Origin of the sequence: Polynucleobacter bastaniensis, assembly GCF_018882205.1 — a bacterium.
Classification (GTDB): Bacteria; Pseudomonadota; Gammaproteobacteria; order Burkholderiales; family Burkholderiaceae; genus Polynucleobacter; species Polynucleobacter bastaniensis.
This window is the reverse complement of sequence record NZ_JACVOU010000001.1, coordinates 164,521-187,732: the sequence shown is the minus strand read 5'-3', so window position 1 is coordinate 187,732 and position 23,212 is coordinate 164,521. Positions and strand designations below refer to the sequence as shown.

Below are 23,212 nucleotides of genomic sequence, written 5' to 3'. Positions count from 1 at the left end.
ATATGCGTGATTCTTTTGACCCCGCTGCATCAGAGATCGAAGTGACGGCTGCCGAGGAGGGCAAGACACGCAAGCGCCCACGCCCGGGGGAGCGCCGCCTCCAGATTTTGCAAGTGTTGGCAGAGATGTTACAAAATCCCAAAGGTGAGCGTGTAACGACCGCGGCATTGGCTGCAAAAATTCAAGTTTCTGAAGCAGCGCTTTATCGACATTTCGCTAGTAAGGCTCAGATGTTTGAGGGCTTGATTGCATTTATTGAGCAAACAGTTTTTGGTCTGATTAATCAGATCAATCAAAAAGAAGAATCTGGGCTTGCCCAGGCTCGTGGCATCTTGCAGATGCTTTTATTCTTTGCAGAAAAGAATCCTGGTATGACTCGCGTACTCTTGGGCGATGCCCTATTGCAAGAAGACGATCGCTTACAAGAGCGTATTACACAAGTGCTGGATCGTGTTGAGGCATCTTTAAAGCAGGCGCTGCGTATCGCTCTAACTCAGGATGGCCCTTGGGCAAATGTGCCTCAAGATGAAGTTAGTATTCGCGCAACAATGTTGATGAGTTATGTTTTGGGTCGCTGGCACCGTTTTGCTCGCAGCGGCTTTAAGAAGCTTCCAACCGAAGCATCTGATATTAGCCTTCGCATTCTTCTGTCCGAATGAGCGAGTTACACCTCTCTAGAAATACTATCCATTTTGCCGAGCCCTTGCCTTTGCAAAGTGGCGCCATCTTATCTGGCTACGATTTAATAATTGAAACTTACGGCAAGCTCAATGCCGATAAAAGTAATGCTGTATTAGTTTGTCACGCATTAAATGCATCGCACCATGTGGCTGGACCCAATCCGGATGATGCGAAAGATATCGGCTGGTGGGACAACATGATTGGGCCAGGCAAGCCAGTAGATACAAATCACTTTTTTGTGATTGGTGTTAATAATTTAGGCTCTTGCTTTGGGTCCACTGGACCCATGAGTATTAATCCTGCCAGTAGCAAGCCTTATGGCGCTGATTTCCCGGTGATTACGGTGGAAGATTGGGTAAACACCCAGGCGCGCTTAGCCGATAAGTTGGGCATTCGCCGTTTTGCGGCGGTAATGGGAGGAAGTTTAGGTGGCATGCAGGCATTGGCTTGGTCAATTCAGTTTCCAAAACGCCTTGCACATTGCCTAGTTATTGCATCAACACCAAAACTCAGTGCACAGAATATTGCATTTAATGAGGTAGCTCGTAATGCGATTTTGTCTGACCCAGATTTTCATGGTGGTAATTACTATGAGCATGGCGTAGTGCCAAAGCGTGGCCTCAAGTTGGCTCGCATGGTCGGACATATTACCTATTTATCTGATGATGACATGGCGGAAAAATTTGGGCGCGAGCTACAAAGGCCTAGTGGCGAATCTCAAGACTATCGCTTTAGCTTTGATGTGGAGTTTGAGGTTGAAAGCTATTTGCGTCATCAAGGTGACAAGTTCTCTACTTACTTTGATGCCAATACCTATTTGCTGATCACTAGAGCGCTAGATTATTTTGATCCTTCTCGTCGTTATGAAGGCAGTTTGAATCGTGCTCTAGCGGAAGTGCAAGCCAAGTTCTTGGTAGTGAGCTTCTCTACAGATTGGCGCTTCCCACCCAATCGCAGTCGCGAGATTGTGGAATCCTTGCTCAGCAATAAGAGTGAGGTCAGTTATGCAGAGATTGATGCGCCACATGGACACGATGCTTTCTTATTGGATGACCCGCGCTATCACAATCTGATTCGTGCTTATTTTGAACAAATGCTCGAGGTGAAGGCATGAAGCGCGCAGACTTTGCCGCAATAGCGAATTGGATTGCGCCTAATAGCGAGGTGCTTGACCTTGGCTGTGGTGATGGCAGCTTCTTAGAGTATTTGCAAAAACAAAAACCCGTGCACGCTTACGGGGTTGAGATTGACGATGCGCGCGTACTTTCTTGTGTGCAAAAAGGTTTGAACGTTATTCAGCAAAATCTTGAAGGGGGCTTGGCACTCTTTGAGAACAATAGTTTTGATACGGTTGTGCTCTCACAAACGCTACAAACTATTCACGAAACTGAAAAGATCTTGCGTGAAGTGGTTCGGGTTGGTAAGGAGTCGGTTGTTTCTTTTCCAAACTTCGGCCATTGGTCACACCGCGTAGCTGTTGGCTTTGGCCGCATGCCAGTTTCTAAAAGCCTGCCTTACCAGTGGTACAACACACCCAATGTGCGTGTTCTTACTGTTGCTGATTTCGAAAAATTAGCCTCGAGTTTAGGCTTACAGATTTTGGATCAATGCATTCTGCATGAGGGGCGGCAAGTTACCTTGATGCCTAATCTTTTTGGAAGCCTAGCGCTGTTCCGCGTTCGACGTGCTTAGTAGCCCTCAGTCCTGGCTAAAAGATTTTCGGGTCTATCTCGAATGGCCCTGCCTTCGAATGCTCTTCTTGGGATTCTCTGCAGGCCTGCCGCTATTACTGATTTTAGGAACGCTGAGCTTTTGGCTAAGAGAGGCTGGCATTGATCGCAGCACGATTGGTTACCTGACTTGGGTTGGCTTAATCTATGCCTTTAAGTGGATGTGGGCGCCTTTAGTGGATCGATTGCCTATCCCCTTGCTTGCAAAATTATTTGGTAGAAGGCGTAGCTGGCTACTTTTTGCACAATTGTTGATTGTTCTTGGACTGGTGGGTATGGCCAGCATTGATCCTAAGGTTCAACTGACGCCGATTGTGTGGTGTGCACTTTTGGTTGCCTTTGGTTCTGCCACTCAAGATATTGCTTTAGATGCTTTCCGAATTGAGTCAGCCGATAGTGACCATCAGGCCGCCTTAGCAGCTACTTATCAAACAGGGTATCGACTTGCGTTAATTTGGTCTGGTGCTGGTGTTCTCTGGTTGGCTGCCCGCGCAGAATCTGGTATGGCTGCTTATGATCCAGCTGCCTGGCAATTTGCTTATCTTTGCATGGCACTCTCTATCGGTGTAGGTGTGGTCACTACCTTGTTTAGTAAAGAGCCCGTTCGTATTGAGCTTGCAAAAGCACGCAATGCAAAAGCATGGCTACATCAAACTTTGATTGAGCCATTTGCAGACTTTATTAAGCGTTACGGTTGGCACGCTATTTTAATTTTGTCTTTAATTGCCATCTATCGGATTAGTGATGTGGTAATGGGTATTATGGCCAACCCGTTTTATGTTGATATGGGCTATACCAAAGATGAGGTGGCAGCAGTGAGCAAGGTCTTTGGTGTTGTGATGACATTGGTCGGCGCCTGCGTTGGAGGCGTACTCACTTTGCGTTTCGGCGTGATGCGGATTTTGTTTTTGGGTGCGATTTTATCGGCCGTCAGTAATTTATTGTTTGCTTGGCTTGCCACGCAGGGCCATGACTTACATGGCTTGATCTGGGTAATCTCTGCCGATAACTTGAGTTCTGGTATCGCAACGGCTGCGTTTATTGCATTCCTGTCGGCGCTAACGAATGTTCAGTACTCCGCAACACAGTACGCCCTGTTTAGTTCGATGATGCTGTTATTGCCAAAGTGGTTGGCTGGTTTCTCTGGCGTTTTTGTTGATAGCTTTGGTTACTCAAGTTTTTTTATTAGCACTGCGATTATTGGTGCGCCAGTATTAATTCTGATTTGGCTCACTATTCACTTCAAAGTAGTGGAATTTAAAAAGCACGACTCACAGGTTTCTAAATAGACCAGTCGTAATCTACTGTCAGTGGCGCATGATCTGAGAAACGCTCATCTTTATACACGGCAGTATGTTTAGCTCTTGCTGCAATCTCTGGGGTGGTGATGTGATAGTCGATACGCCAACCTACGTTCTTTGCATACGCTTGACCACGATTGCTCCACCAGGTGTAGCAGGTATCAGTAGCCTCAGGCTCTAGCTTTCTGTAGACGTCTACATAACCAACTTTGCTAAACAGGTTTGTTAGCCAAGCGCGCTCTTCAGGCAAAAACCCCGAGTTCTTGAGATTGCCTTTCCAGTTCTTGAGGTCAATCTCATTATGGGCAATATTCACATCGCCACACAGCACAATCTCGCGTCCTGACTTTTTGAGCTCAACTAGGTGTGGCAAGAAAGAATCCAGGTACCGATACTTAGCCTCCTGTCTTTCTGGCGAGCTCGAGCCTGAGGGCATGTATACCGAGATCACCGAAAGCTTTTTGAATCGAGCTTCGACATAGCGACCTTCAGCATCAAACTCGGCGTTGCCATAGCCGTAGAGCACCTTGTCAGGCTGATGTGGGGTATAGATGCCACAACCGCTGTAGCCCTTTTTTTCGGCATGATGAAAGAAGCCATGCAGGCCGTCTGGATTGAGGATGGCATCATCCAGATCATCCTGCTGAGCCTTGAGCTCTTGCATGCAGACAAAGTCCGCTTTTTGCTTTACAACCCAAGGCAAGAAGCCTTTTTTGACCGCTGAGCGGATACCGTTGAGGTTGGCAGAAATGATGCGTAACATATAGGCCTATGAGCTCAAAAAATTCTAATCAAGATAACTTTATTCAATTTGCCCTAGAGGCAAATGTTTTGTCGTTTGGGGAGTTTAAAACTAAAGCGGGACGACTTTCTCCTTATTTCTTCAATGCCGGTGGATTTAATGATGGCGCCCGTTTAAGTGCGCTAGGCCGCTATTACGCCAAAGCCTTGCAAGAATCTGGTCTCCAATACGACATGCTGTATGGCCCTGCTTATAAGGGAATTACTTTAGCTGCTGCAACAGCAATTGCATTGGCTGATACTGGTCGTAATGTGCCTTATGCCTACAACCGTAAAGAAGCAAAGGACCATGGTGAGGGCGGCTCTTTGGTGGGCGCCCCAGTCAAAGGTAAGGTAGTCATCATTGATGATGTGATTTCTGCGGGGACGTCTGTGCGAGAGTCTGTCAAACTGATTCGGGATGCGGGTGCAGAGCCGGCAGCAGTATTAATTGCCTTGGATCGTATGGAAAAGTCAGGAACTGCCACTGACATTGGAGATCAGTCAGCAGTCCAAGCGGTGGAGCAAGAATTTGGCTTACCAGTCGTTGCAATTGCGAACTTGGCAGACTTGATGGCTTTCCTGACAAGCTCCAGTAATACCGAGCTAACAAGTTACCTACCAGCTGTGAAAGCTTATCGCGAGAAATACGGCATTTAATCTCAAGATCAGCTCCGCTCTTTAGATTGTTGTTTCACCCTCGAACACGGTAATCGCTGGGCCAGTCATGATGACAGGCTGAGCCACTTCATTGATCATGCCACCCCAGGTAATTTGTAAGTCACCACCACGGGTATGCACTGTGACTGGTGAATCCAGTGAGCCACGACGAATGCCCGAGACTACTGCGGCGCAGGCGCCGGTGCCGCAAGCAAGAGTCTCGCCAGCGCCACGCTCAAATACACGCAACTTGATTTCTTTACGATTCAGAATTTGCATATAGCCTGCATTGACTCTTTTCGGAAATGCCGCATCCTTTTCGATTGATGGACCTTCTTCAAGAACGGGTGCACTATCGACATCACCTACCACTTGGACTGCATGAGGATTGCCCATCGAGACTACGCTGATCCAGCTGTCGTGTGCAGCAGGGGTTTTAATAGGTAGCGCGTAGAGCATTTCATGAAACTCTTGCTTACTTGCTAAGCCGCTAGCGTTGAAAGGAATTTGGCTATGCTCAAAAATCGGCGCGCCCATATCCACTTCTACCTGACCATCATCATGAGATCTGAGTGTGAGTACGGTATGCGCTACTTCAACGCGCAAGGGATTTTTCGTGGATAGACCTTGGTCGAGCACAAACCGAACAAAGCAACGTGAGCCATTGCCACATTGCTCAACCTCACCACCATCCGAATTAAAAATACGATAACGAAAATCAGCATCAGGGCGCGTGGCTTTTTCAGCCAGCAGAATTTGATCGGCGCCAATACCAAATTGGCGATGGGCTAGTTTTTGCCACTGCTCGCGTGTAATGTCGCTAAGATCTTGATCAATCCCATTGAGCACAATGAAATCATTACCGGCACCATGCATTTTGGTGAAGCGTAATGTGCGTGCGGATATATTTAAATTCGTGCTCAAAAGAAATCCAATTAGTTGTAAAGACTTGGCTCACCAGGCGGCCGATGCTTAAAGCGTTTATGTACCCAATAGTACTCTGCCGGCCTTTCTCGAACAAGGTCTTCGATGTATTTGTTTAGGCGTGCGGTATCTGCTTCCACATCCTCTGTTGGGAAGCTGGGAAGTGGGGCGCTGATATTGCAGATATAGGCTTTGCGATCGGGATTCAAAGTGGTGGTCATCAGGCAGACTTCTGCACCGCTGAGCCTGGCTAAACGCGAGACTGAGGTGATCGTATTTGTCTGAATGCCAAAGAAGGGCACGAAAACAGAGTCGCGTGGACCGAGATCAATATCGGGCGCAATAAAAATAAAGTTGCCCGTTTGAATCTCTCGAATTAAATCACGTAAGCGACTTTGTCTCTCAATGGATTTCCCCCCGAAACGATTTCTCCATTCAATCATTTTTTGATTGAAGAAGGGGTTCTTCATATTTTGGTAGAGCCCTGCACCGCGCGGCCAGTCATGCTCACTGGCTAAAACGGAGAGGGCCATGAAACCACCTTCAAGCCCAACAAAGTGAGGGTTGATTAGGAGGCGTGGCTTACGATCACCCAGAGTAATCGCAGAGTTAATGGTGACGATATCAGTGATTTGTTTGCCACTACCGAGCCAAATGCGACTCCTCTCGATTACGCTGCGCCCAAATAATTTCCAATGCTCTAGTGCAAGTGCATCAATTTCATCTTCGCTCAGATTGGGAAAGCACAAGCGTAAATTCGTTTTAACAACCTTGGCACGCTCATTGGGTATGTGTGCTGCTAACCAGCCGAGACTGTAGCCGGTCTGAATGGTGAGGCCATAAGGTAAAAATGCAAACAGGCGCAACAGGTTTAGCGCTAGAAAATTGAAAACATTTTGTAACCAGGTCATGAGAATTAATTATAAATTTATTAACTAATTGCTTGGTGGTAATTCTGCTCCACTTGGATGTTTGTAGCGGTTATAGGCCCAGATGAATTGATTGGGCGCAACTAGGATTGCATTCTCAATGGCAATGTTTAGTTCGGCAGCCGCTAGCGTGGAATCCTCAGAAAGCGGCCCCAGTCTCTTGGCTTGCATGAGCCAGCCTTTACCCAGTCCTTTACGTTTGGCGGTAAACATCACAACAGGTGTGTTGTTACGATTCGCTAAGCGTGCTGGCAGCGGGGTTGTATAAGCTAAGCGCCCAAAGAAGGGTACCCAAACGCCTTCACCGCCACTTGGCACTTGATCTGGAAGAATGCCAATGGCCTCGCCTCGCGTGAGGGCGCGCGTCATTTGACGAACGCCGTTCAGGTTGGTTGGTACGAAATGCATATTGGGGTAGGCGCGACCCTCTTCAACCACTTCGTTGAGCCATTCTTGGCGGGAGGGGCGATAGAGGATGGTGGCAGGGAAGTGCTGAGCCAATACTCGGGGAATGATTTCAAAGCCGCCAAGGTGCGGCGTGAGCATGACTAGGCCATGACCTTCATTGATGGCTGCCTCGACTAGATCCCAGTCTTGTATTTCAACCAGGGAAAGTGCTTTTTTGGGGTTGCGCCAAATCCACAGGCTGTCTGAGAAGAGCTGCCCGGAGGCCGCCGCCGCATTCCAGATTTGAAGTGGGAGATGATGGCTTTTAATAACCGCCTCATATTGAGGGTGAAAAAGTGATCGATATTGCTTGGATCCTACATAGGCCAATATCCCTAAGGCAGCCCCAATGACCTGAACTAGGAATAAGGGCAACACTGCAATTGCAGCGAGGGTTAGCTTGAGAAGGAGTTTGCGCACCCTCTAATGATATTCAATGCGGGCGATAGGGCCAAATTTCCACTGATGCTTGATGAATAAGGCATTTTTCGGATAGAATTCATACATCGCTGAGTTAAGGCAACTTGCAGGGCGATTCATAAATTCTGCTAAAGCGTCGCCGTTGAAATTCCTGGCACGTCGAGTTGTCCTATAGATCGTGTTAATTTTTAAAGGAATATGCAATGGCAAATGATTACTTCTTCACCTCAGAATCAGTTTCTGAAGGTCATCCCGATAAAGTAGCAGACCAAATTTCTGATGCCATCTTGGATTCGATCCTGGCTCAGGATCCAACTGCGCGTGTAGCTGCGGAAACCCTGTGTAACACCGGCCTCGTAGTGTTGGCTGGCGAGATCACAACGAACGCTAACGTAGACTATATCCAAGTAGCTCGCAACACTTTGCGTGAGATTGGTTATGACAACACTGACTACGGTATTGACTACAAAGGTTGCGCGGTTTTAGTTGCCTATGACAAGCAAAGCCCAGATATTGCTCAAGGCGTTGATAAGGCGCATGACGACGGCTTAGATCAAGGCGCTGGCGACCAAGGCTTGATGTTCGGTTATGCCTGTGATGAAACTACAGAGCTCATGCCCTTGCCAATTCATTTGTCACACCGCTTGGTTGAGCGTCAATCTCAATTGCGCCGTGATGGCCGTTTGAACTGGCTGCGTCCAGATGCCAAGTCTCAAGTGACCTTGCGTTACGTGGATGGTAAGCCTGACTCAATCGATACCGTAGTTCTTTCCACGCAGCATGATGAAGAAATTTCTCTTGAGAAATTGCGTGAAGCAGTGATCGAAGAAATTATCAAACCGGTATTGCCAAAGCATTTGATCAAAGGTGCAATTAACTTCTTGGTAAATCCAACAGGTCGATTTGTGATTGGTGGCCCGCAAGGCGATTGTGGTCTGACAGGTCGCAAGATTATTGTCGACACATACGGCGGCGCGGCTCCTCACGGCGGCGGCGCGTTCTCAGGTAAGGATCCTTCTAAGGTAGACCGTTCTGCTGCTTACGCTGGCCGTTATGTGGCTAAGAATGTGGTTGCTGCAGGTTTGGCAAGCAAGTGCTTGATTCAAATCTCTTACGCTATTGGTGTAGCGAAGCCAACTTCAGTGATGGTGAGCACTTTTGGTACCGGCAAGATCTCTGACGAGAAGATTGCGCAATTGGTATCGGAGCATTTTGATTTGCGTCCAAAAGGCATCGTCAAGATGTTGAACCTCTTGCGCCCGATTTATCGCAAGACTGCTGCATATGGCCACTTTGGTCGTGAGGAACCAGAATTTACTTGGGAACAGTGCGATAAGGCGCCTGTATTACGTGCAGCTGCTGGCTTGTAATCTGCTTTCTAGGTAGTAAATTGGCAGTATGTTGTTGTATTGAGGCGAAATATGGCGAAATTGATTACAATTTCGCCATACCTTCAAGGAGCGTTGCAAGGAATACTGAGAACCAGTGTTTCCCCAGGCTTGAAGGGAGTGAACTCCTAGATAACCCCAGAGTTTGCTAATTGCAACTGCGCTCGCTAACCCATGATTCAATGGCTAGCGAGTTTCTACTCCAGCATTGGATCGTATTTAGCTGGAGCATTCATGAGTACCGTTTCCGATTTAAACAACTTTGTTGCAACCCGTTGCGCTATTGCCGATATTTCTTTGGCTGACTTTGGCCGTAAAGAAATCGCCATTGCTGAAACTGAAATGCCAGGCCTGATTGCAATTCGCGATGAGTTCGCAGCTCAGCAGCCATTACGTGGTGCACGCATCACTGGCTCATTGCACATGACTATTCAAACTGCAGTATTGATTGAGACTTTAGAAGCTCTTGGTGCTGAAGTGCAATGGGCATCTTGCAATATTTTTTCTACCCAAGACCACGCTGCTGCAGCAATTGCTGCGAATGGCACACCGGTGTTTGCGATCAAGGGTGAAACGCTTGAGCAGTACTGGGATTACACCCACCGTATTTTTGAGTGGGCTGATGGTGGTTTCACTAATATGATTTTGGATGACGGTGGCGATGCGACTTTACTATTGCACCTCGGCGCACGCGCTGAAAAAGATCAAGCTTGCTTGAATAACCCAACGAGCGAAGAAGAAACCATTTTGTTTGCGGCCATTAAAAAGAAATTGGTGCAAGATCCAACTTGGTATTCCACTTGTTTAGAAAAAGTTAAGGGTGTTACAGAAGAAACTACTACGGGTGTACATCGCCTTTATCAGATGTTTGCTAAAGGGGAATTAAAGTTCCCAGCTATTAACGTCAATGACTCCGTTACCAAGAGCAAGTTCGATAACCTCTATGGTTGCCGCGAGTCTTTAGTCGATGCGATCAAGCGTGCTACCGATGTCATGGTTGCTGGTAAGGTTGCCGTTGTGTGTGGTTATGGTGATGTAGGTAAGGGTTCGGCACAAGCCTTACGCGCTTTGTCTGCTCAAGTTTGGGTGACTGAAGTGGACCCAATTTGCGCATTGCAAGCTGCGATGGAAGGTTATCGCGTAGTCACCATGGATTACGCTGCAGATAAGGCAGACATTTTTGTTTCAGCAACTGGTAACTACCATGTGATTACACATGACCATATGGTCAAGATGAAGAATCAAGCCATCGTTTGTAATATTGGTCACTTCGATAACGAGATTGATGTTGCTGGTATCGAGAAATACAAGTGGGAAGAAATCAAGCCTCAAGTAGATCACGTGATTTTCCCAGCAAGCAATGGCAATCCTGAGAAGCGCATCATCATCTTGGCTAAAGGTCGTTTGGTTAACCTCGGTTGCGGTACAGGCCATCCATCTTATGTGATGAGCTCTTCATTTGCGAACCAGGTAATTGCGCAGATTGAACTGTGGAATGCCTTTGGTACAGATAAATACCCAGTTGGTGTTTACACCTTGCCTAAGCATTTGGATGAGAAGGTGGCTCGTTTACAACTTAAGACTCTAAATGCTCAGTTAACTGTATTGTCAGATCAGCAAGCTTCCTACATTGGTGTAACGAAGGAAGGTCCTTATAAGACCGATCACTACCGTTATTAATCTGCTCCTTGCTAGACATTGTTCAATAGAGATACAGGCCCAAGATCATGGAATTAAGTGTTGAATTCTTTCCTCCAAAAACACCTGAAGGTGAGAACAAGTTGCATCTCGTGCGTGAGCGTTTTAGTGAAATGCTTAAGCCCGCTTTTTATTCTGTGACCTTTGGCGCTGGTGGCTCTACTCAATCTGGCACATTAAAAGTGGTGAGCGACATTCACGCTGCGGGTGCAGCGGTTGCTCCCCACTTATCTTGTGTTGGAAGCTCACGTGAGAGCGTGCGTGAGATGTTGAAGCAATATCAGGCTTTAGGTATCAAGCGTATCGTAGCTTTACGTGGTGACTTACCATCTGGCATGGGTCAGTATGGTGAGTTCCATCATGCTAATGAATTGGTTGAATTTATTCGTGCCGAAACTGGTGACTGGTTTCACATTGATGTCGCTGCCTATCCAGAATGCCATCCTCAGGCCAAATCACCAGCAACTGATGTTGACTTCTTTGTGCAGAAAATGAAAGCTGGAGCAAACTCCGCAGTCACGCAATATTTTTATAACAGCGATGCCTATTTTCGTTTTGTGGATGAGGCATATGAATTAGGTGTTACTCAGCCCGTTATTGCTGGAATCATGCCGATCACCAATAGTACTCAGTTGCTACGTTTTTCTGATGCCTGCGGAGCAGAAATCCCACGTTGGATTCGTTTGCGCTTGCAGTCTTATGGTGATGACACTGCCTCGATTCGCGCGTTTGGTGAAGAAGTGGTTACTGATCTTTGCGACCAGCTTTTAGTAGCGGGTGCACCTGGACTGCACTTCTATTCGCTGAATCAGGCTGATGCCGTTTTAGCGATTGCAGATAATTTAAGTCTCAATAGGTAATCACTAAACCTGACTCAGTCAGCATGGCATCTAAAGGCTCATCATGTGCTTGAGCTTGCCACTGCGCATCATCTAACCTTTGCCAATCAAAGCCAATTCCTATACAGAGTAGCTTAGGCTTGGCTGTACGCAATTGCGCTAAAGTGCGGTCAAAATAGCCCCCCCCATAGCCCAGTCGCCAATGATGGGTTTTATCGCCTACCTTGGATTGTGACCAACCAACGCAGGGAATCAAAATACAGTCTGGAGTAATTTGAGGTCTGCGGGGGTTATTGGGGTCTGGCTCGGGAACGCCGTGGCGACTTGGAATAAGTAGGTCACCCTCTTGCCAGATATAAAAATCCAAATGTTTATCAGCACGCGCAAATGGGAGCGCCAGCGTTTTACCTGACTTACTCTGAGCCCAAGCTAATAATGTAGGTCGTATATCAAGCTCATCTTGTATGGGGCAATACAAGGCAATGGATTGAACTTGGGTGTCATGGTCAGCCAGAAAACTCGCTAGGCCAGCCAAAATGGCTTCTTTAGTGATGGGATAGCTTGCGCTAGCCGCAAACTGTTTTCTTTGGGCTAGCAAGTCCTGCCGAAGCGATTTTGGAGAATTGCCGTGCATATCGACCATTATCAGGCGAAAATTAAGAGATATAGTAAATCGATAGGGTATGACGGTGAAAAAGAGTTTTGATCTTTTTGGTGGTTGGAAAAAAATCATGGGCGGAATGCTATTTCTGGCCCTGACAGTTTCTACGCCCAGTATTTCTGCAGAGAAGGCCAAGAAAACTACCCAGACTAAAGAAAGTAGGATTGCAGCCTTTGAGATCACTGAGGGTGATCGCACTTTTATTGAGTTACGTGAGGCCGCCAAAAGAAATGATGTAGCTCGCGCACAAACATTAGCTGCTAGCCTTTCCAATTACCCCTATGACGACTATGTAGCTTATTTCCGTATTAAGCCCCAGTTATTTGACAGTGCGGGCGTTGCCCGAGCAGATAGCAATGCTGACTCTCAAGTAATGGCTTTTCTAAATCAGTATCAAGGTACCGCTCTGGCCGATCGGATGCGTAATGACTGGCTGCTCGTATTAGGCAAGCGAAAAGATTGGTCGCGTTTTGATGCTGAATATCCCAAGTTTGCTTTAGATGATGACACCCAGGTGAAATGCTATTCATTACAGTCGAAATTAGTCCAAGGTGAGAACCCAACTAAATTAGCGATTGATGCACGCGCAATATTATTAGACCCACGCTATTTTGGCCAAGCGTGCCAAGAATTAGTGCCCACCTTGGTTAGCGCCGGAGGTATGACGCTGAGCGAAGCAAAGGCAATCGGCCGCGCTGCTAGCGAGATGGGCTTTGATACGATGTCGCGTCGCTTAGGTGGCGAAGATCCTATTGCCGAGATTGTGAAGGCTGCCAAAGCAGATCCTGCAAAAGCGTTTAAAGATTTTTCACAAAACCCATCACGCTATAGCAAAGAGAATCAAGCTGTAGTTTGGGGTGTCATTGGCCAGTTCCTCGCAAAGAAATTAGACTCCAATGCAGATGATGCCTATCGTCTTCAACAGGAGCTAGGTTTTAACGAACTACTCTCTACTGAAGGCCAAGAGTGGAAAGTGCGTGCAGGCTTGCGCGCTAAGGATTGGACGCTGGTAAAAAATGCGATTGAAGGCATGAATCCTGCGGTAAGAAGTAAAGATCCTGCTTGGACCTACTGGTATGCGCGTGCATTAAAGGCAGATGGACAAAATGATAAGGCACGCGAAAACCTTGAGCTCGTTGCCGATCAATATAATTTTTATGGGCAGCTTGCACGTGAAGATCTTGGTAAATCAAATCATGTGCCTGCACGTACTAAGGTTGGTGATGCAGAAATCGAAGCGATGTCTCAACGTAAAGGCTTTATCAGGGGCGAGCGTTTCTATGCTATGAATTTGCGTTTTGAAGGCAATCGGGAGTGGAACTGGGAGTTGCGTAATATGACTGATAAGCAGTTGTTAGCATCTGCTGAGTACGCCAAGCGTATCGGTCTATATGACCGCGTTGTCAACACTGCAGACCGCACAAAGCAAGAGCATGATTTCAGTTTGCGCTATCCAACACCCTATCGTGACGAGCTGTCGCCGATTGCAAAACAAATCGACTTGAACTTGGCCTGGACTTATGGGTTGATTCGTCAAGAGTCACGATTCATTATGAATGCCTCTTCCTCGGTGGGTGCTTCAGGCTTGATGCAGGTGATGCCGAATACAGCAAAGTATGTAGCTAAAAAAATTGGGATGACTTCATACACTATTGATAAATTGACTGATACCAATACGAATTTAACTTTAGGTAGCAATTACTTAAATATGGTTTTAGTAGATCTGGATGGTTCATGGGTGTTAGCCTCAGCGGCCTATAACGCCGGCCCTTCACGCTCGAAAACTTGGCGAGAAAAACTCACCAGCCCAACAGAGGGTGCCATTTTTGCGGAAACGATTCCGTTCAACGAAACACGCACTTACGTAAAAAACGTTTTAGCCAATTCAACGTACTATTCATCGGTGATGTATGGTCAGACACAATCATTAAAGCAGCGCTTAGGGGTGATCACTCCTAAAGTAGCAAACGCCTCTGAGTTGCCTTAGTAATTTAACGAGATGGGATTTTTATGAAATATGACATTCTGCTAATTGGTGGTAACGGTTTTGTAGGCAGAGTCTTAGCTGCCCAATTACAAGCAGAGGGCTACTCTGTATTGCTGCCCACTAGGCACTTAGCATCCGCACGTGAATTACGCATGTTGCCAAAGATACATTTGGAAGATGCTGATGTACATGAGTTCGATTCTCTGCAAGAGCTTTGCTCACGAATCCAGCCTAGCGGTGCCGTCATTAATTTGGTGGGTGTATTGCATGACAAGCCAGCAGAGCCTTATGGAAAAGTATTCCAAGCGGCACATGTTGATCTCCCAAAAAGCATTATTACCGCTATGCAGATGAATGGTCTCAAGCGTTACTTGCATATGAGTGCATTGGGCGCGGATTCTCATGGCCCATCGATGTATCAGCGCAGTAAAGGTGATGGCGAGGCCGCAGTAAAAGCTAGCAATCTCGACTGGACTATTTTTAGACCTTCAGTCATTTTTGGTGCACAAGATCAATTTATTAATTTGTTTGCTAAGTTAACAAAATTATTTCTGGCGATGCCTTTAGCAAACTCAGGTGCCAAGTTCCAGCCAGTAAGTGTGGATGATGTGGCCAGTGCGTTTACCAAGTCTCTGAAAATGCCATCGACGATTCGTGAGTCTTATGATTTGGTAGGGCCTACGGTCTACACTATGAAAGAGATTGTGGAATTTGCTGCGCGCAAAGTCGATACAAAATGCGCGATCATTCCCGTACCGGATTTTGTGGGTTACCTTCAAGCTTTGGCCTTTGAGTTTTTACCGGTTCCGACTTTAATGTCTCGTGACAATATTGCCTCAATGCAATTACCCAATATTCTGCCGCCAAATGGAGTGGATGCCTTGAGTAAAGTGTTTGGCATCAGTCGTCGCACACTAGAAGGCATGAAATAAGTCGATGAAGATCTATGCAGTCGGTGGTGCTATTCGGGACACCCTCATGGGTTTGCCGGTACACGACATTGATTATGTGGTGGTGGGCTCTAGCGTAGAAGAGATGATTGCTCAGGGGTATCGTCCGGTGGGTAAGGATTTCCCCGTCTTTCTGCATCCAGAGACTCAAGCTGAATATGCCCTGGCTCGTACGGAGCGTAAGACGGGTAAGGGCTACAAAGGCTTTCTGTTTTATGCCGACCCAACTATCACGCTAGAGCAAGACCTAGAGCGCCGTGATCTTACTATTAATGCAATGGCTCAAGAGGTGGGGGCTGATGGCAAATGGCTAGGACCTATTTTGGATCCCTACAACGGCCAGGACGATTTAGCGTCAAAAATTTTCCGTCATGTATCGGATGCGTTTGCAGAAGATCCTTTACGACTATTACGCATCGCCCGTTTTGCAGCCCGCTTCCCAGAATTCACGGTAGCGCCAGAAACTATGGATGCTTTGCAGGCTATCGTTCGATCCAATGAATTGTCAGCACTCTCTGCTGAAAGAATTTGGCAGGAGTTAGCTAGAGGCTTTACTGCCAGCAAGCCAATGCGAATGTTCCAAGTTCTGCTAGATGCTGACGCAGCCAAGATATTGCTACCCGCAACACTGACATCCTATTTGGCTAAAGAAGAATTTCGTGAGCAGCTCATTGCGCATTTGCATGCATCAGATAACCGCTTGGAAGATCGCTGCGCTATCACTCTGATGCATTTGCCTGCTAGTGAAATTCGTTCATGGGCAGCGTGCGTCAAAATGCCAAATGAGGTGCGAGACTTTAGTGAAATCTTTAGTGAGCTTAATTTATTAACTGAGCAGACAGCAGGGGATGCATATCAAGCTTCCAATGTGCTGGCATGGTTCAATCGTGCGGATGTATGGCGCAAGCCTGATCGTGGCCAGGCTTTATTAGATTTGGCTAAACGCATCGGCCTGAATGTCGACACTTTAATTTTGGCAATGCAAAATGCTCAGGTACTCAACACAGCCGAAGTGATTGAAGGCATTCCAGCAGAGGAGCGATCCAATGGGGAAAGCATTCGCAGTGCAGTAGATGCTACAAGACTCTCGGCCATTTCTGTAGCACTAGCTAGCTAATTAATTTAAAGCCGGTTTCTACCTCGTAGGCCAGGTAAGCCCTCTAATGTATGGTCTGGCAATATGTCGGATAGTTTCTTTGAGAATGCGAAGACCTTAAAGATCTCCCCCATCTCTGCTTCGGATAACAGTTTTTGCAGAGAGTTTGAAATGGGTAAAAAAGTTTCTGGATTGCTAGGGTCGCCAATCTCTAATGCGATATCACCAATACCCGCATCAAGCAAATAGCTTGCTTGATTACTGAGATAGACATCATCAACCCCTGCCTCTAGCGCACTACGCGCAATTTGTGACCACTCAACGTGGGTAGTCACATCACATAGTCCTGGAAGATAAAACGGATCTTGAATTGCATGATGGCGATGGTGCGCTATTAAGGTTCCCTCGAGACGTTGAGCGTGATAGTACTCATTCTCTGGAAAGCCGTAGTCAAAAGTCAGAAAGAGTCCGGTATCTAGATGATTAGCTACTTGGCGCATCCAAGCATTTGCTGGTACGTGTAACTCAGTGACATAGCCTTCAGAGAAACTTCCATTCACCAATGCTTCTGGAAGTAGCGACTGTTCAGCCGGCTTTCCTGCTGACCAAATAAGCTTACCATCAACAACTGAGACGCCTTGCCAATACCAGAAACCATTTTGGAAAATGATGGCATCACAAGGTATGGCATCAATGACTTCGTTGGCTAACATAATGCCTTTGAAGCTGTTGGGTAAGGAGCTGAGCCAATGGCATTGAGTAGATAAATTGAGTTTCTTGGAGAGATGTTGAAGTCGCTCTTCTTGTCTTTGAGCTAGGTCGGGCGAGATCTCGATGATGTCATAGTGATCCAGAGTGAAATCAAGCTCTTGAAGACGGCTGAGAATGGATTGGGCTAACTTGCCCGTACCGGCACCAAATTCCAGAATCTGGGTGGGGAGTCCTTGAGACTGAAGAGCCTCGAGAATAGGTAAAAGCGTCTCCACAATGGCAGCGCCAAACAGGGGGGATAGCTCAGGTGCGGTCGTGAAATCACCACCGGTTCCCAATTTATGAGCTCCGGCACTGTAATAGCCCATTCCTGGCTCATAGAGGGCCATTTCCATATATCTTGAGAAGGGGATCCAGCCGCCGTTTGAGGCGATTTCTGCCATTATTTTCTGGCTAAGAAGCTCGGTATGAGCCGTTTCAAGGCTGGTCAAGGTAATATCCATAGCTCGCTAGTCTAAGAGAATTTAGGTAACTTGAGTTCAAACCCACAACCTCAGCAAAATAAAGCAGTTTTAGTGACCGGCGCTGCCAAGCGTCTTGGTCGAGAAATTGCCTTGGAGTTTGCTCGTCAGGGCTGGGATGTAGCAGTTCATTATGGCCAGTCTGCATCCGAGGCTCAAGCTACCGTAACTGAAATTCAGAAGTTAGGAGGTAAGGCCGTAGCATTCAAGGCAAACCTCGCTAATGAGACGGAAATCAATGCTCTATTCATCGCAGTGCTTGCTGAGTTCAGTAACTTGCAATGCCTGGTTAATAGCGCCTCGATCTTTGAATATGATCGTGCCAATTCCGATACTCCGCTCAGTAGTCAGATTTTACAAGACCATATGCAGGTCAATCTAGCTGCACCCATCTTGTTATCTCAGTTGATGTTTGCATATCAAAAGAGTCGGGCAAAGCAAGCAAGCGGTAGTAATTTATTAACTCCTTCTGTAATTCAGTTGCTCGATCAAAAATTAATTAATCTCAATCCAGATTATTTGTCTTACACATTATCTAAAGCAGCGCTTCTCACTTCAGTTGAAGTGCTGGCGGTAGATTTTGCTCCGCACTTACGCATGATTGGTTTAGCCCCTGGTATTACCCTGACTTCGGGCGATCAAACCGAAGCAGGTTTTGCGAAAGCACACCAGATGACGCCATTAGGAAAATCATCAACACCCAGTGATATTTCAAAAGCAGCTGTATTTTTAGCGAGCTCTAATGCGATCACGGGCACCACCTTATACGTGGATGGCGGACAGCATCTATTGCCATCATTACGCGATGTGATGTTTAAAACCAATTAAGAATTTAATACAGAATAAAAAATAGTTAATAAAGAAAGAATCAATACACAATTTATGAATACCATTCTTTCTAATCCAGCACTGGCTGATTGCCGCCGCTTATTTCTACGTGACTATGAAATCTATATCAATATTGGTGTCCATGATTTTGAGAAAAAGGCTGAACAGCGCGTTATTCTGAATGTAGACCTCTATATTCCGCTGAATATCAATACCCCTTCTAAGGATTTATTGGAAGAAGTAGTTGACTATGACTTTATGCGTGAAACCATTAAGTCGCTGTCTTCCCAAGGCCATATTCACTTACAGGAAACTTTTTGCGATGACATCGTTGCTGCAATGCTCTTGCATCCCAAGGTCATTGCTGCTCGCGTCAGTACAGCTAAGCCCGATGTCTATCCTGATTGCCATTCTGTTGGTGTTGAGGTGTTTCGGATGAAGCAGGCTTAAAGAAATTAAAGAAAAAATTTAGTAGCCATGAGTGATATTCGTAAAGTCGTCTTAGAAGAAAACAAGCTGGAAAAAAAGCTATGTCGTTTAGTTGGTCAAGCGATTGGCGACTTTGGAATGATCGAAGATGGCGATAAAGTGATGGTGTGTTTATCGGGCGGCAAAGATAGTTATGCCATGCTCGATATTTTGTTGAAGCTGCGTGAGCGCGCACCAATTAATTTTGGAATGGTTGCTGTCAACTTAGATCAAAAGCAGCCAGGCTTTCCGGCGGAGATTTTGCCGAATTATTTAAAAGCTTTAGGTGTCGAGTATCACATTGAAAATCAAGATACCTATAGCATCGTCAAGCGTGTTATTCCAGAGGGGAAAACTACGTGTGGACTTTGCTCTCGATTACGTCGTGGCATTTTGTATCGCGTAGCAGATGAGTTAGGCGCCACTAAGATTGCCTTAGGCCACCATCGTGATGACATCTTAGAGACACTAATGCTCAATATGTTCTTTGCTGGCAAGCTTAAAGGTATGCCGCCAAAGTTGCGATCAGATGACGGTAAGCATATTGTCATTCGCCCTCTAGCTTACGTTCCTGAAAAGTTACTTGAGCGTTATGCAGTAGACATGAACTTCCCGATTATTCCGTGCAATCTGTGCGGCAGTCAGCCCAATTTGCAGCGTGGCGCCATGAAAGAGATGTTGCGCGATTGGGAGAAAAAGCACCCTGGGCGTGTTGAGAATCTCTTTCGCTCAATGCACCACATCGTGCCCTCCCATTTGATGGATGGTGAGGCGTTTGACTTTAAGAATTTAGAGATTTCTACAGAACTGTCGGGCATTGCCGCAAGATCTGCCGGAGATAAGGCAATTGACGAGACAGAAATTGATGAAATAGCCTGTGGAACCCTGATTCAGGGGTCTTATAATCCTTCTTTATGAACATCGTTATTTTGGCTGCTGGGCAGGGAAAGCGGATGAAGTCCGCCTTACCCAAGGTTCTTCAAACCTTGGCCGGCAAACCCCTTCTCCAGCACGTTTTGAATACGGCTCTAGACCTGCAAGGTAAAAGCACTAAAACTAGCCCCATTGTCGTTGTTGGGCATGGCGCTGCTGATGTTAAGCAATTCCTCCAAACTGCTAGCGAGCAAGATTCTCGTTTTGGCAAAGTAGCTACTGCCTTACAAGCTGAGCAAAAAGGAACGGGTCATGCTTTATTGCAAGCCTTGCCTAAGCTGGACGTGAATGAACCTACTTTGGTTCTGTATGGTGATGTGCCTCTCACAAGTAAAAAGACGCTCTCAAAATTAGCCAATTTGGCTGATGGTATCCGTGGTCAAGATTCTGCATTAGCGCTGCTAACCCAAAACCTGAGCAATCCAACAGGCTACGGTCGCATCGTGCGAGATGTCGATGGCTCGGTAATAGAGATCGTTGAAGAAAAAGATGCGACACCTGCGCAAAAACGCCTTCAAGAAATCAATACCGGCATCATGGTAGTGCCAACAAACTCACTCAAGAAGTGGTTGAAGTCTTTGCGTGCAAGCAATGCCCAAGGTGAATACTATTTAACTGATGTGATTGCAATGGCAGTCAAAGATGGCGTACCTATTCGTACTGCACAAGCTGATGCTGAATATGAAACTGTTGGCGTTAACAGTCGCGATCAGTTGGCCGCACTAGAGCGAGTTCATCAACTTAATCAGGCGAATATATTAATGGATGCTGGCGTTTCTTTGGCAGATCCAGCGCGCATCGATATCCGCGGAACGCTAGAGTGCGGCACGGATGTCTTTATTGATGTTGGTTGTGTATTTGAGGGTAGTGTTACCTTGGCTGCGGGCACAAAATTAGGTCCGTACTGCATTGTTCGCAATAGTGTGATTGGTAAGAATGTCACCATTCACCCGTACAGTCATATTGATGGTGCGCAAGTTGGTTCAAATTCGCTAATTGGACCCTATGCTCGTTTGCGTCCTGGTGCGGATTTGTCTAATGATGTACATATTGGCAACTTTGTAGAAGTGAAGAACAGCAAGATTGCTGCAAACAGTAAGGCCAACCATTTAGCTTATGTGGGTGACTCCATTGTTGGCTCGAGAGTCAATATTGGCGCAGGTACGATTACTTGTAACTACGATGGCGTGAATAAACACCAAACGATTATTGAGGACGATGTCTTCATTGGCTCTGATACTCAGCTGGTTGCCCCAGTGCGCGTAGGCCGTGGCGCTACCCTAGGTGCTGGTACAACCCTGACTAAAGATGCACCTCCGAATCAGTTGACAGTATCACGAGCTAAGCAAATTTCTTTGCAGTGGCAGCGTCCAGTAAAGAAAGTAGCCACCAAAAAATCCGTGAAGGTTAAAAAATAATGTGCGGAATTGTTGGCGCAGCATCACGTAAGAATATTGTTGAAGTCTTAATTGAAGGCCTACGTCGCCTTGAGTACCGCGGCTATGATTCTTGTGGTTTTGCTGTCATTAATGGTGATGATGCCAAGCATCCGATTGAGCGTGCACGTACTACTGCGCGGGTCTCTGAGTTAGCAGAGCAGGGTAAAGAATTTCATGGCACTCTAGGTATTGCGCATACTCGCTGGGCAACTCACGGTAAGCCTGATACACAAAATGCACATCCCCATATTTCTGGTGGATTGATTGCTGTTGTTCACAACGGTATTATTGAAAACTACGAATCACTGCGCAATGAGCTGAAATCTGCAGGCTATACATTTACTTCAGAAACGGATACTGAAGTGATTGCGCATTTAATTCATCAAGCTTATGTATCCAGTAAGCAAGTAGATTTAGTTGCTTCAGTCCGCTCCGTATTGCCACGACTTCATGGTGCTTATGCGATTGCTGTGATTGCACAAGATCGTCCAGATGTTTTGGTGGGCGCGCGAGTAGGCTCACCTTTGGTCGTTGCTCTTGGTGAGAAAGAAAACTTCCTCGCTTCTGATGCTTTAGCGCTTGCTGGTCGAGCGCAATCCATGATGTATTTGGAAGAGGGCGATGTTGCTGTTCTCAAAGCAGAGAGCGTTGAGATCATCGATCAGGCAGGAAAGATAGCGCAGCGAGAACAAAAGCCGATGCCTGCGCAAGCCGACTCTGTGGATCTAGGGCCTTATCAGCACTACATGCAGAAAGAGATTTTTGAGCAACCTAGAGCTATTGGTGACACGCTTGCCAATATTGCTAGCTTTGGCCCAGAACTCTTTAATGCCGACCCCGAGCAGTGGAAAAAGTTTGATCAAATTTTGATCTTGGCTTGCGGTACTAGCTACTACTCTGCCTGCGTGGCCAAGTATTGGTTAGAAGATTTGGCGGGTATTCCGACACAGGTTGAGATTGCTAGTGAATATCGCTATCGCACAACCGTACCCAATCCCAATACTTTAATTGTGGTGGTCTCCCAGTCTGGTGAGACTGCCGATACTCTGGCAGCTTTGCGCCATGCGCAAGCGCTGGGACATCAATATACTCTTGCGATTTGTAACGTGGCCTCTAGTGCTATGGTTCGCGAAACCAATTGGAGCTTCTTGACCAAGGCTGGTACCGAGATTGGCGTAGCTTCTACTAAAGCATTTACAACTCAGCTAGTTGCCCTTTATCTACTGGCTGTTTCATTGGCTAAGCGGGCAGGAAAAGTAAGCCCCGAGCGAGAGAAAGAACTCTCACGTGACTTGCGCCATTTACCAAAAGCATTGCATGCGGTCTTAGCCCTTGAGCCTCAGATCATCGCTTGGAGCACAGCATTTGCTAAGTGTGAAAACGCTTTATTCCTAGGGCGTGGCATGCATTATCCAATTGCTCTTGAAGGTGCTCTCAAGTTAAAAGAAATTTCGTATATTCATGCTGAAGCCTATCCAGCAGGTGAGTTAAAGCATGGACCACTTGCACTCGTTACCGAGAAGATGCCAGTGGTTACTGTAGCCCCCAAAGACGACTTATTAGAAAAGCTCAAGTCGAATATGCAGGAAGTTAAAGCTCGCGGTGGGAAGCTCTATGTCTTTGCTGATCAAGATACCGAGATCACCAGTAGTGAAGGCATTAATGTGATTCGTTTGCCTGAACACTACGGCAATCTTTCACCAATCTTGCATATAGTTCCGCTACAACTTCTGGCGTATCACACCGCTTGCGCCCTAGGCACCGATGTCGATAAGCCGCGTAACCTCGCAAAGAGCGTTACGGTGGAGTAATCCCAAGAGT

At 46.6% G+C, this 23,212-nt stretch carries 22 protein-coding genes and 1 riboswitch; of the genes, 16 read left to right on the top strand and 6 right to left on the bottom strand.

The genetic code is table 11. The annotated features are described in order from the left end of the window. Positions 1–2: 2 nt before the first annotated feature. From slmA to ICN22_RS00960, 4 genes are read left to right on the top strand one after another with little or no spacing between them, the layout of a single operon-like run. Positions 3–659, top strand: a complete 657-nt coding sequence (gene slmA / locus ICN22_RS00975) for a nucleoid occlusion factor SlmA (protein WP_216168469.1) — start codon at positions 3–5, stop codon at positions 657–659. Next, the gene (gene metX / locus ICN22_RS00970) at positions 656–1,795 is read left to right on the top strand and encodes a homoserine O-succinyltransferase MetX (RefSeq protein ID WP_216168468.1); all 1,140 of its coding nucleotides are present in this window, start codon (positions 656–658) and stop codon (positions 1,793–1,795) included. The genes slmA and metX overlap by 4 nt, the downstream gene beginning before the upstream one ends. Continuing rightward, positions 1,792–2,373, top strand: a complete 582-nt coding sequence (gene metW / locus ICN22_RS00965; protein WP_216168467.1) for a methionine biosynthesis protein MetW — start codon at positions 1,792–1,794, stop codon at positions 2,371–2,373. Before metX ends, metW begins: the two co-directional genes overlap by 4 nt. Next, the gene (locus tag ICN22_RS00960; RefSeq protein ID WP_369411551.1) at positions 2,366–3,700 is read left to right on the top strand and encodes an AmpG family muropeptide MFS transporter; all 1,335 of its coding nucleotides are present in this window, start codon (positions 2,366–2,368) and stop codon (positions 3,698–3,700) included. The genes metW and ICN22_RS00960 overlap by 8 nt, the downstream gene beginning before the upstream one ends. On the opposite strand, the gene ICN22_RS00955 is transcribed toward ICN22_RS00960, so the two are convergent. Next, positions 3,693–4,475 (bottom strand): exodeoxyribonuclease III, encoded by a 783-nt coding sequence (locus ICN22_RS00955; RefSeq protein ID WP_216168465.1) that lies wholly within the window; start codon positions 4,473–4,475, stop codon positions 3,693–3,695. The two genes, ICN22_RS00960 and ICN22_RS00955, sit on opposite strands and share 8 nt — an antisense overlap. An 8-nt stretch (positions 4,476–4,483) precedes the next feature. On the opposite strand from ICN22_RS00955, the gene pyrE reads away from it, so the two are divergent. Next, on the top strand, positions 4,484–5,152 hold the full coding sequence (pyrE, locus tag ICN22_RS00950; RefSeq protein WP_216168464.1) for an orotate phosphoribosyltransferase: 669 nt from the start codon (positions 4,484–4,486) through the stop codon (positions 5,150–5,152). Between the two features lie 21 nt (positions 5,153–5,173). Here the strand turns inward: pyrE and dapF are convergent, their stop codons facing one another. The 3 genes from dapF to ICN22_RS00935 are packed head-to-tail and all read right to left on the bottom strand — an operon-like array spanning position 5,174 to position 7,872. Continuing rightward, positions 5,174–6,028 carry a diaminopimelate epimerase gene (gene dapF / locus ICN22_RS00945; protein ID WP_216168802.1) on the bottom strand — a complete coding sequence of 285 codons (855 nt, stop codon included), beginning with the start codon at positions 6,026–6,028 and terminating at the stop codon, positions 5,174–5,176. Between the two features lie 59 nt (positions 6,029–6,087). After that, positions 6,088–6,987, bottom strand: a complete 900-nt coding sequence (locus ICN22_RS00940) for an LpxL/LpxP family acyltransferase (RefSeq protein WP_216168463.1) — start codon at positions 6,985–6,987, stop codon at positions 6,088–6,090. A 24-nt stretch (positions 6,988–7,011) separates the two neighbouring features. After that, on the bottom strand, positions 7,012–7,872 hold the full coding sequence (locus tag ICN22_RS00935) for a lysophospholipid acyltransferase family protein (RefSeq protein WP_216168462.1): 861 nt from the start codon (positions 7,870–7,872) through the stop codon (positions 7,012–7,014). A 203-nt stretch (positions 7,873–8,075) separates the two neighbouring features. On the opposite strand from ICN22_RS00935, the gene metK reads away from it, so the two are divergent. The 3 genes from metK (at position 8,076) to metF (ending at position 11,818) form a co-directional block, all read left to right on the top strand. Beyond that, on the top strand, positions 8,076–9,242 hold the full coding sequence (gene metK / locus ICN22_RS00930; protein ID WP_216168461.1) for a methionine adenosyltransferase: 1,167 nt from the start codon (positions 8,076–8,078) through the stop codon (positions 9,240–9,242). Positions 9,243–9,321: 79 nt separating this feature from the next. Continuing rightward, a riboswitch (S-adenosyl-L-homocysteine riboswitch) is annotated at positions 9,322–9,433 on the top strand. A gap of 61 nt (positions 9,434–9,494) precedes the next feature. Beyond that, on the top strand, positions 9,495–10,940 hold the full coding sequence (gene ahcY / locus ICN22_RS00925; protein WP_216168460.1) for an adenosylhomocysteinase: 1,446 nt from the start codon (positions 9,495–9,497) through the stop codon (positions 10,938–10,940). A gap of 47 nt (positions 10,941–10,987) precedes the next feature. Continuing rightward, a complete protein-coding gene (metF, locus tag ICN22_RS00920; protein WP_216168459.1) occupies positions 10,988–11,818 on the top strand; it encodes a methylenetetrahydrofolate reductase [NAD(P)H] in 831 nt (276 codons plus the stop codon). Here the strand turns inward: metF and ICN22_RS00915 are convergent. Continuing rightward, entirely contained in the window at positions 11,808–12,431 is a 624-nt protein-coding gene (locus ICN22_RS00915; protein WP_255533775.1) for a 5-formyltetrahydrofolate cyclo-ligase, read from the bottom strand. The genes metF and ICN22_RS00915 overlap by 11 nt on opposite strands. 97 nt (positions 12,432–12,528) lie before the next feature. Here ICN22_RS00915 and ICN22_RS00910 point away from each other — a divergent pair, with 97 nt between their 5' ends. Genes ICN22_RS00910 through ICN22_RS00900 form a run of 3 tightly spaced genes read left to right on the top strand, consistent with a single transcriptional unit; the run spans position 12,529 to position 16,512 of the window. Further along, positions 12,529–14,445 (top strand): lytic transglycosylase domain-containing protein, encoded by a 1,917-nt coding sequence (locus tag ICN22_RS00910; protein WP_216168801.1) that lies wholly within the window; start codon positions 12,529–12,531, stop codon positions 14,443–14,445. Between the two features lie 23 nt (positions 14,446–14,468). Further along, entirely contained in the window at positions 14,469–15,377 is a 909-nt protein-coding gene (locus ICN22_RS00905) for a complex I NDUFA9 subunit family protein (protein WP_216168457.1), read from the top strand. A 4-nt stretch (positions 15,378–15,381) separates the two neighbouring features. Continuing rightward, the gene (locus ICN22_RS00900) at positions 15,382–16,512 is read left to right on the top strand and encodes a tRNA nucleotidyltransferase/poly(A) polymerase-related protein (protein WP_216168456.1); all 1,131 of its coding nucleotides are present in this window, start codon (positions 15,382–15,384) and stop codon (positions 16,510–16,512) included. Between the two features lie 5 nt (positions 16,513–16,517). On the opposite strand, the gene ICN22_RS00895 is transcribed toward ICN22_RS00900, so the two are convergent. Then, positions 16,518–17,645 carry a class I SAM-dependent methyltransferase gene (locus tag ICN22_RS00895; protein ID WP_255533774.1) on the bottom strand — a complete coding sequence of 376 codons (1,128 nt, stop codon included), beginning with the start codon at positions 17,643–17,645 and terminating at the stop codon, positions 16,518–16,520. A gap of 90 nt (positions 17,646–17,735) precedes the next feature. On the opposite strand from ICN22_RS00895, the gene ICN22_RS00890 reads away from it, so the two are divergent. Genes ICN22_RS00890 through glmS form a run of 5 tightly spaced genes read left to right on the top strand, consistent with a single transcriptional unit; the run spans position 17,736 to position 23,202 of the window. Continuing rightward, the gene (locus ICN22_RS00890; protein ID WP_216168454.1) at positions 17,736–18,551 is read left to right on the top strand and encodes an SDR family oxidoreductase; all 816 of its coding nucleotides are present in this window, start codon (positions 17,736–17,738) and stop codon (positions 18,549–18,551) included. 54 nt (positions 18,552–18,605) lie between these two features. Further along, entirely contained in the window at positions 18,606–19,001 is a 396-nt protein-coding gene (locus tag ICN22_RS00885; protein ID WP_216168453.1) for a dihydroneopterin aldolase, read from the top strand. Positions 19,002–19,028: 27 nt separating this feature from the next. Then, on the top strand, positions 19,029–19,937 hold the full coding sequence (gene ttcA, locus ICN22_RS00880) for a tRNA 2-thiocytidine(32) synthetase TtcA (RefSeq protein ID WP_216168452.1): 909 nt from the start codon (positions 19,029–19,031) through the stop codon (positions 19,935–19,937). Beyond that, on the top strand, positions 19,934–21,370 hold the full coding sequence (gene glmU, locus ICN22_RS00875) for a bifunctional UDP-N-acetylglucosamine diphosphorylase/glucosamine-1-phosphate N-acetyltransferase GlmU (RefSeq protein ID WP_216168451.1): 1,437 nt from the start codon (positions 19,934–19,936) through the stop codon (positions 21,368–21,370). The genes ttcA and glmU overlap by 4 nt, the downstream gene beginning before the upstream one ends. Then, positions 21,370–23,202, top strand: a complete 1,833-nt coding sequence (glmS, locus tag ICN22_RS00870) for a glutamine--fructose-6-phosphate transaminase (isomerizing) (protein WP_216168450.1) — start codon at positions 21,370–21,372, stop codon at positions 23,200–23,202. The genes glmU and glmS overlap by 1 nt, the downstream gene beginning before the upstream one ends. Positions 23,203–23,212: the final 10 nt, after the last annotated feature.